Consider the following 8,873-nt stretch of genomic DNA (forward strand, 5'->3'; position numbering starts at 1 on the left):
CCAAGATAGATCAAGTTCGTGGCTCGTCTATCCACCACGAACTTGATCTATCTTGCGACGTTCGTCGACCAGGCCCTTGAAGTAAAGGCTCTTTGCGCGGCGCGAACCCTGATCACTCACTCCAGCGAGCGGCGGTCCGGCGTACTGCGAGCCCGGTGAGCACCGTCTGAGCCGCGTAGACCGCTCCGACGCCTTCCCCGGCGCGCAGACGCCAGTCCAGCAGCGGCTCGAGCCCGAGTGCGTCGAGCACGCGCGCGTGCGCGGCCTCCCGGCTGACATGCGACGCCACCAGCCACCCCTGCACGCCGGGCCGCAGCCGCATCGCCGCGAGCGCCGCGATGCTCGTCGCCAGACCGTCGAGCACCACGACGTGCCCAGCGGCGGCGGCACCCAACGTGATGCCGGTCAGGACGGCGAACTCCGGGCCGCCCACGGCAGCGAGGGCTTCGTCGGGCTCCAGCGGCCGCTCGCCCACACGTCGCAGCGCGCCGGCAACTACGTCGAGCTTGGATGCGAGCATTGCGGAGTCGGACCCCGCGCCCAAGCCGACGGCCTCGTCGGGCGCCATCCCGGTGAGTGCGCACGCGAGCGCGGCGGCCACCGTCGTGTTGCCGACGCCCACCTCCCCCAAGCACACCAAGCCGCTCCCGCCCGCGCCGAGCTCCACGCCCCGACGGATCGCCTCGCGCGTCGCGTCGAGTGACATCGCGTCGGCGTCGACGAGGTCCCCGCGCTCGCTAGACCCCCGAGCGTCCACCGCTCCGTCAACGACGGCCGTCACCCCGGCGTCGACGGTGACGACGCCTAGTCCGGCGGCCCGCGCGGTGGCGGCGCCCATGCCGGTGCCGGCCACGCTGGCGCGCATCACGTCGGCGGTCACCGACTGATCGAACGCCGAGACGCCGCGCGCGGCAACCGGGTGATCCGCACCCACGACGAAGAGCGTTCCGCCCTCGACGTCCACGCCCGCAGCGGCGGTTACCCTGTCGAGCACCTGGTCGAGCAGGCCGAGCGACCCCGGCGGCGTGAGCAGGTGGTCGGCGTCGTCGTGAGCTGCGACGACGCGGGCCCGATCCGGCGCGTTCACCGTCGGCAGCGAAGGTTCGTGCGCTTGTCGGAGCGCGTTTGTGGGCTGATCGGGCGCATCCTGTTCGGGCCAGCAATCACGCAGAATCACGTCGTCGAGCGGCAGGCGTCTGGACCAGCCGCGCCGCTCCAGCCCCGGGGCCGGCGGGCGCTCGTCGGGCCATCCAAGACAGAGCCAACCCAAGGTCTCCACGCCGGCGGGAAGCCCGAGCAGCGCGCGCAACTCGTCGGGTTGAAAGAGCGTCACCCACCCCATGCCGAGGCCGTGCGCCCGCGCGGTGAGCCACATGTTCTCGATGGCGGCGGCGCAGCTCCATAGGTCGGCGTCGTGGAAGGTGTTGCGCCCGAGCACGCCGGATGCGGGTGCGCGGCGGTCGCACGCCACCACGATGCCCAGGGGTGCCTCGCGGATGCCCTCCAGCTGGAGGTCGAGCAGACGCCGTCGGCGGTCGGGAGTGAGGAGCTGCGCCTGGCGCAGACGTTCGGTGTCGGCCATGGCGGCGGCGCGGTCGCGGGTGCGCTGATTCTTCACGACGATGAACCGCCACGGCTGCGAGTGCCCGACGCTGGGGCCGTGATGGCCCGCTTCGATCACGCTCCGTACGAGGTGCTCCGGCACCGGGGTGGGGCGGTAGCGACGGATGTCGCGGCGCGCGTCGATCACCTCCCGGAGAGCCTCGACGGTGGCTCGGCCCATGGCCCAACCTTCCGGGCTGGCGGCGCGGTCATCCGACGACGTCGCGTCCCCGATGAGCGGCGTCGGGCGGTTCCAGTGAGTTTTCGGCATGATCCCGAGCCTAGTGGTGCGCCGCGCGTGGCCTGCTTGCGGTGTCCCGCGTCGGGGGTTTCGCGCCCGGGTGGTTCCGGCCCGGAGGTCCGGCTGGGGCATCCCGCCCCCCTCGGAGGTCCTCGCCCCTGGCGCCCCAGCTCCGGTGTCCCCAGCCGGGCTGCTCGTCGGGCACACGTAACCTGTGCGGCTCTGTCCCGGAACATGTGTCACCTGCCCCCGCGCGACGAGGCACCGTCGGGAAGCAGGTGAGACTTGATCCGCTCTGTTGCCGCACAGGTTGCACCTGCGTGTTGCACCTGCTTGGCGGGGCGGGCCACCCGGAGCCCGGGGCGACGCAGCACCGGCCAGGAGAAGCAACAGCAGCCAAGAGTGCGCGACGCTACCCGTCGCCCCCAGCCTTGAGCCCACTAGACTCAACCATTTTGATTTTCACTTGAAGCTGTGGTTAACTTGAGTCAACCCCGCTCAAGGGGATTGTCCTGAAGTCTTTTTAACCTGGAGGAAATCTCATGGCACGTGCAGTAGGTATTGACCTTGGCACCACCAACTCGTGTGTCGCCGTCCTCGAAGGCGGCGAGCCCGTCGTTATTCCCAACGCCGAGGGCGCACGTACTACCCCTTCGGTCGTCGCGTTCTCCAACTCCGGCGAGGTGCTCGTCGGTGAAGTTGCGAAGCGCCAGGCCGTCACCAACGTCGACCGCACCATCCGCTCGGTCAAGCGCCACATGGGCACCGACTGGAAGAGCAGCGTCGACGGTAAGGAGTACCGCCCCCAGCAGATCTCCGCGTTCGTGCTGCAGAAGCTGAAGCGCGACGCCGAGGCCTACCTGGGCGAGTCCGTCACCAACGCGGTTATCACCGTGCCCGCGTACTTCTCCGACGCTGAGCGTCAGGCCACGAAGGAGGCCGGCGAGATCGCGGGCCTCACCGTCGACCGCATCATCAACGAGCCCACTGCGGCGGCCCTCGCGTACGGCCTTGACAAGAGCGATTCGGAAAAGACCGTCCTCGTCTTCGACCTCGGCGGCGGCACCTTCGATGTCTCCCTACTCGACATCGCCGACGGCGTGTTCGAGGTGAAGGCCACCAACGGCGATAACCGCCTGGGCGGCGACGACTGGGACCACACCATCATGGAGTGGCTCGCCACGCAGTTTAAGAATAAGAACGGCGTCGACCTCCTCCAAGACAAGATGGCCCGCCAGCGCCTCCAGGAGGCTGCCGAGCGCGCGAAGATCGAGCTCAGCTCCGCATCTGAGACCACCGTCAATCTGCCCTACATCACCGCATCGGCATCCGGCCCGCTGCACCTCGACGAGAAACTCACCCGCGCCGAGTTCCAGCGCCTCACCCAGGATCTCCTGGACCGCTGCCGCGCACCGTTCAACGCAGTGATTAAGGACGCCGGCATCTCCGTTGACAAGATCGACGAGGTGCTCCTCGTGGGTGGCTCCACCCGTATGCCCGCCGTCGCCGAGCTGGTGAAGGAACTCACCGGCGGCAAGGAGCCCAACAAGGGTGTGAACCCCGACGAGGTCGTCGCCCTCGGCGCCTCCCTCCAGGCTGGCGTGCTGAAGGGCGAGGTCAAGGATGTGCTGCTCCTCGACGTCACCCCGCTCTCCCTCGGTATCGAAACCAAGGGCGGCGTGATGACGAAGATCATCGAGCGCAACACCACCATCCCCACCAAGCGCTCCGAGGTGTTCACCACTGCGGAAGACAACCAGCCCGCCGTGATGATCCAGGTCTTCCAGGGCGAGCGCGAGTTCGCGCGCGACAACAAGCCGCTCGGCAACTTCGAGCTCACCGGCATCCTGCCCGCGCCGCGCTCGGTGCCGCAGATTGAGGTCACCTTCGATATCGACGCCAACGGCATCGTGCACGTCAGCGCGAAGGATCTCGCGACGAACAAGGAACAGTCCATGACCGTCACCGGCGGATCCGCCCTGGGTAAGGACGAGATCGACAAGATGGTCAAGGACGCCGAGCAGTTCGCGGAGGAAGACAAGAAGCGCCGCGAATCCGTCGAGATGCGCAACGAGGGCGACGCCCTGGTGTTCCGCACTGAGAAGCTCCTCAACGAGAATGCCGACAGCATCGACGAGGCCACCAAGCAGCCCGTCGTGGACGCCGTCGAAGCGCTCAAGGAAGCCTTGAAGGGTGAGGACGACGACGCGGTGAAGTCTGCCGTCGAAGACCTCAACCAGAAGGCGTCCGTGATGGGTCAGGCCATGTACGCTGCGGCCCAGGCGCAGGCATCCGGTGAGGGCGCCGAGGGCGCGTCGGATGGCGCGTCGTCGGAGAACGGTGAAGACGAAGTGATCGACGCCGAGATCGTCGACGACGAGGAGAAGGATCAGCAGTGACCGAACACCCCGGAACTGAGGAAGAGGCCGTGGCCGAGGGCGACACCCTCGGCCCGGCTTCGGCCGACGTAGCGGGAGCAGGTATCGACGCCGACATCGCCGCCGACGCTGAGGCAGCGCCGTCGGAGCCCCCCGCGGAAGAAGTCGACTACCAGCGGCTCGCGGCCGAACGCACTGAAGACCTCCAGCGGCTTCAGGCGGAGTACGTCAACTACAAGAAGCGCGTCGATCGTGACCGCAGCCTCGCGAGGCAGGCGGGGATCGAGTCCGTCATGGCTGACATGATGCCGGTGCTCGACGCCATCGCCCTGGCGAAGCAGCACGACGATCTCGCGGACGGTGGCAAGATGATTGTCGCCGAACTCGAAAAGATCACGACGAAACACGGCCTGCAGATGTTTGGCGAAGTGGGAGAAGAATTCGATCCCATCAAGCATGAAGCACTCATGCAGGTCCCACTCGACGAGCCCGTCGAGGTGGCCACGGTGTCCCAGGTTATTCAGCCCGGCTTCGAGCTGGCGGGACGCGTGCTCCGCCCGGCCCGCGTCGCCGTCGCAAACCCCTGAGCACACCCCCAGAAAGGCCGTAGATGAGCACAAAAGATTGGTTCGACAAGGACTATTACAAGGTCCTCGGAGTCTCCAAGAACGCATCGGAAGACGAGATCAAGAAGGCCTTCCGTAAGATCGCGTCGAAGCATCACCCGGACAGAAACCCGGGCGATAAGAAGGCTGAGGCGCGGTTCAAGGAGGCGTCGGAAGCCAACTCCGTGCTCAGCGACCCAAAGAAGCGCAAGGAGTACGACGAGGCCCGCAGCCTGTTTGGCGGGGGCGGGTTCCGGTTCCCGAAGGCCGGGTCGTCGCATGGCGGCGGCTCAGCCGGCTTCGAAGACCTGTTCCGCAACGCCGCCCCCGGCGGCGGGGCGGCCGGGGGGTTCGGCGACATCTTCGGCAACCTCTTCGGAGGCGGCGGTAGCTCCCGAAGGCAAACCGGGAGGGGGCCGCGTCGGGGAGCCGACATTGAAGCCAAGGCCACGCTCACCTTCCAGCAGGCGGTGGAGGGCACGACGGTGTCCTTGCGCATGCCTTCCGATTCGCCGTGTACCGCCTGCCGCGGCACCGGCGCGAAGGCAGGCACGCTGCCGAAGGTGTGCCCGACGTGTGAAGGCTCGGGCATGCACTCCGCTGAGGTGGGCGGCGTGTTCTCGATGTCCGAGCCCTGCCCCGACTGCCGCGGTCGCGGGTTGATCGTCGAAACCCCTTGTCCGGAATGTGATGGTTCCGGGCGCGGGAAGACGACGTCCACCCTCCAGGTACGCATCCCCGCCGGGGTGCAGGACGGGCAGCGGGTCCGGCTCAAGGGCAAGGGCGCGGCCGGCGAGAACGGCGGCGCGAAGGGCGACCTGTACGTCGAGGTGAGCGTCGAGCCGCACAAACTGTTCGGCCGCGACGGGTACAACCTCACGCTCGACGTGCCAGTCACGATCGGCGAGGCGTCGCTGGGTGCGGAGATCGCGGTGCCGACGCTGCAGGGCCCGAGCGTGAAGCTGCGGCTGCCTGCCGGCACGTCGAACGGCGCCAAGCTGCGCGTGCGTGGCAAGGGTGTGCGCAAATCGGACGGTTCGATGGGCGACCTCATCGTCACGATCAACGTCCAGGTGCCCGAGCACTTAACCGACGAGGCAAAGGCCGCGCTGAAGGCCTTCACCGACGCGTCGAATCAGGCCAACCCCCGAGCCGGACTGTTTGGGTGATCAGTGATGCAGAACCTTCCCCAGCCCTTTGATCCCCACGCCGCGGTGTTCCCCATCTCGATAGCGGCGGAGCTCGCGGACATGCACCCGCAAACGCTGCGCGGGTACGACAGGCTCGGCCTCGTCGTGCCCAAGCGGGCGCGGGGGAGGGGGCGTCGGTATTCCCTGCACGACGTGGCCAAGCTCAGGCATATCCAGCAGCTCTCGCAGGAAGAGGGCATCAACCTGGAGGGGATCCGTCGCATCCTCGCGCTTGAGGACGAGGTGGAGGCGCTGCAGGGGCAGATCGAACGGCTCAGCGAAACGCTGTATCGCCTGCAAAACACCGGTATGACAAGGCTGTTTACCGCCGACGGCTACGGCGGCATCCACCACGGGCGCTATCAGCTGCGCGAGCTCGGCTGGCGCTGAAGGCGCCGCGAGCGCGCTGGTTGGCAACGGCCGCCTGGTTACAAGGTGATGTCCAGGAACGCGATGACGTCTTGGGTCACCTCGTCGCGGTTGAGCTCATTCAAGATCTCGTGGCGGGCCTCGGGGTAGAGCTTCACGGTGACGTGCTGCATGCCGGCATCCTTGTAGCGGCGTGCGGTGGTCTCGACGCCGTCGCCGGCTTCACCGCCCACCGGGTCGTGGGTGCCCGAAATGAGTAGCAGCGGCAGCGTCTTCGTGAGCCCTTGGAGCTTCGTCGGGTCTGCCGCCTCGGCGAGGCTCGCGAGCCCTGTGGGGGCGGGGGCCGCCCAGCCGCAGGCCGGGTCGTCGATGTACTTGTCTACCTCGGCCTCGTCCCGACTCAGCCATTCGAATCCGGTGCGGTGCTCGAAGGGGGCGTTGAACGCGGAGAGGTCGGTTGGCCCGTCGCTGGCGAGCATTGGGGCGAGCACCGCAACGTCGCCCGTGCCGCTCAGCACGACAGCGTCCACGTCGGCGGAGTGGTCGAGGAGGTAGTGCTGGGCGCCGAAGGAGCCCAGCGAGTGCCCGAAGAGCGCGACTTTCAGGCCGGGGTTGTCCTCGCGGATGCGTTGGTTCACCAGGGCGTAGTCGTGCACCCAGCCCGCCCAGCCGTCGCGGCCCCAGTTGCCGTACTCGCCGTTGGCGGTGCGGCCCGAAGCGCGCTGATCAGGTGCGTACACGAGGTAACCGGCGGCGGTGAGGGCTTCCGCGAACCGGCGGTAGCGGCCCGCGTGCTCGCCGAGCCCGTGATGCAGCTGCACGGCGGCCTTCGGCTCGTCCGCCGGAGCCCAGCGGTACACCTGCAGCTCGACGCCGTCGTCGGTGGTGATGGTGATAGTGGTCTCGTCCATACACCGACGGTACTACCCCGCGCCGACGTGTGTGCGCAGACCTCACCTAACCCGATATCCACATTCGTTTGCTCAGATCGCCGATTTTGGGCCTTTTCGGCAAACGCGTGTGAATATTGGGTTAGCTTGGCGCGGAGACCCTCAGCCCAGCAGTTCCTCGGCGGCTTCGACGACGGCGTCGATGAGGGCGTCGTCGCTGGCGAGGTCGGGCGCGGCGAAAGCCACCACGCGGGCGGCGTCCTCTCGCAGCGTGCCTCCGACAAGGGCCTTCACCTTGTCCTCGGCGGCATCCTTGACCGGCGATCCCTCACCGCGCAGATGCAGCAGCCACGCCGCGACGGCGGTGACGGCCGCCGTCGGCATCTCGCCCTCGGCGCGCAGACGCTGCAAGGTCGGCACAATCCGTACCGGAATCTTCTGCGAACCGTCGGCGGCAATCTGCGCCAGCAGATGCCGGATGTTCGGGTTCTCGTAGCGCTCCGTGAGAGCCTCTGCGTACTCTTCCCACGCCACGCTGAGCCCCGGCCCGGCCTCGCGCCACCACTGCTGCACCAGCTCGCGCAGCCGCGGGTCGTTGATGCCGTCGCACACCGTCTCCAAGCCCAGAATCGGCCCGGCGTAGGCCATCAGCGAGTGCGACCCGTTCAGCATCCACAACTTGCGCTGCTCGTAGGGCTCCACGTCGTCGACGATCGTCGCCCCCGCCGACTCCCACGCAGGCCGCCCGGCCGGGAAGTCGCCCGCGATGACCCACTCGCTGAACGGCTCGGTGGGCACGGGCGACGCGTCGTGGTAGCCCTCCGACTTCTCGACGGCGGCGACTTCGTCGTCGGTAGTGGCGGGCGTGATGCGGTCGACCATGCACGTCGCGAACGAGACGTTCTCGTCGATCCACGCCGCCAGTTCCTCGTCGACGGCGAGCGCGGCGTCGCGCACGACGCGGCCGAAGGCGGCGCCGTTGTCGGGGAGGTTGTCGCACGGCAAGATGGTGATCCCGCCCAGCCCGGCGGCGCGGCGGGCAGCCAGCGCAGCAGTCACCCGCACCGGCGCTGTCGTGAGCTGCAGCCCGGCGAGCCCATCCGCCCCATCCCCGACGACGCCCCGCACCGCGGTGAGGTCTGCCGCGACGTCGTCGCGCTCGGCGTCGAGGCCGCCGTCGTCGCGGCGGCAGTAGCCGGCTTCGGTGACCGTCGAGGTCACCACCGCCAGTTCCGGAGACGTGAAGTAGCCGACGAGCGCGGCGAGGTCGTCGGCGGGATGCACGGCGGAGATGCTGGAGATCACCTCGAACGCGTCGCCGTCGGGCCCCTTCGTGATGAGCGTGTACAGCCCGTCCTGCGGGGAGAGCACCTCGGCCATGGTGGGGCGCCGGCCGGTGAATGCGGCGATGCCCCACTCGTCGGCGTCGGTGGCGTGCTCGGTGTACCAGGCCTGGTGGGCGCGCATGAAGTTGCCGAGCCCGAGGTGCACAATCTTCACCGGAGCAGCGGGGCGGCCGTGGGTGGCGCGAGTGAGGGTGGTCATGGTGTTCCTTTCCTGGAGGGTGTCGGGGGGGTGTGGGATGGGATGGTTTCGAT

The 8,873-nt window shown here is 68.1% G+C and carries 6 protein-coding genes and 1 pseudogene; 4 read left to right on the forward strand and 3 right to left on the reverse strand.

The annotated features are described in order from the left end of the window. Positions 1-112: 112 nt before the first annotated feature. Positions 113-1,873 (reverse strand): 5,6-dimethylbenzimidazole synthase, encoded by a 1,761-nt coding sequence (gene bluB / locus Q0X61_RS11750; RefSeq protein WP_297742877.1) that lies wholly within the window; start codon positions 1,871-1,873, stop codon positions 113-115. Positions 1,874-2,385: 512 nt separating this feature from the next. Between bluB and dnaK the strand changes: the two genes are divergently transcribed. The 4 genes and pseudogenes from dnaK to Q0X61_RS11770 all read left to right on the forward strand — a co-directional run. After that, entirely contained in the window at positions 2,386-4,242 is a 1,857-nt protein-coding gene (gene dnaK, locus Q0X61_RS11755; protein WP_297742879.1) for a molecular chaperone DnaK, read from the forward strand. Positions 4,243-4,271: 29 nt separating this feature from the next. After that, positions 4,272-4,808: a nucleotide exchange factor GrpE gene (locus Q0X61_RS11760; protein ID WP_367270744.1), complete on the forward strand. Its 537-nt coding sequence runs from the start codon at positions 4,272-4,274 to the stop codon at positions 4,806-4,808. Positions 4,809-4,831: 23 nt separating this feature from the next. Next, positions 4,832-5,995, forward strand: coding sequence for a molecular chaperone DnaJ (gene dnaJ / locus Q0X61_RS11765; RefSeq protein WP_297742881.1), 1,164 nt, complete (start codon positions 4,832-4,834; stop codon positions 5,993-5,995). Between the two features lie 6 nt (positions 5,996-6,001). Next, positions 6,002-6,417: pseudogene (locus Q0X61_RS11770) on the forward strand (helix-turn-helix transcriptional regulator); the annotation flags it as partial. A 27-nt stretch (positions 6,418-6,444) separates the two neighbouring features. Here Q0X61_RS11770 and Q0X61_RS11775 read toward each other — a convergent pair. Further along, the gene (locus Q0X61_RS11775) at positions 6,445-7,296 is read right to left on the reverse strand and encodes an alpha/beta fold hydrolase (protein ID WP_297742883.1); all 852 of its coding nucleotides are present in this window, start codon (positions 7,294-7,296) and stop codon (positions 6,445-6,447) included. Positions 7,297-7,437: 141 nt separating this feature from the next. Further along, on the reverse strand, positions 7,438-8,820 hold the full coding sequence (locus Q0X61_RS11780; RefSeq protein ID WP_297742885.1) for a mannitol dehydrogenase family protein: 1,383 nt from the start codon (positions 8,818-8,820) through the stop codon (positions 7,438-7,440). Between the last annotated feature and the right edge of the window lie 53 nt (positions 8,821-8,873).

Origin of the sequence: uncultured Tessaracoccus sp. (assembly GCF_947255005.1) — a bacterium.
Lineage (GTDB): Bacteria > Actinomycetota > Actinomycetes > Propionibacteriales > Propionibacteriaceae > Arachnia.

What these genes read in the sequence shown, in the direction of transcription:
- dnaJ (WP_297742881.1), top strand. Translation starts at nt 4,832, where the DNA reads ATGAGCACAAAAGATTGGTTCGACAAGGACTATTACAAGGTCCTCGGA.
- Q0X61_RS11780 (WP_297742885.1), bottom strand. Translation starts at nt 8,820, where the DNA reads ATGACCACCCTCACTCGCGCCACCCACGGCCGCCCCGCTGCTCCGGTG.
- dnaK (WP_297742879.1), top strand. Translation starts at nt 2,386, where the DNA reads ATGGCACGTGCAGTAGGTATTGACCTTGGCACCACCAACTCGTGTGTC.
- Q0X61_RS11775 (WP_297742883.1), bottom strand. Translation starts at nt 7,296, where the DNA reads ATGGACGAGACCACTATCACCATCACCACCGACGACGGCGTCGAGCTG.
- bluB (WP_297742877.1), bottom strand. Translation starts at nt 1,873, where the DNA reads ATGCCGAAAACTCACTGGAACCGCCCGACGCCGCTCATCGGGGACGCG.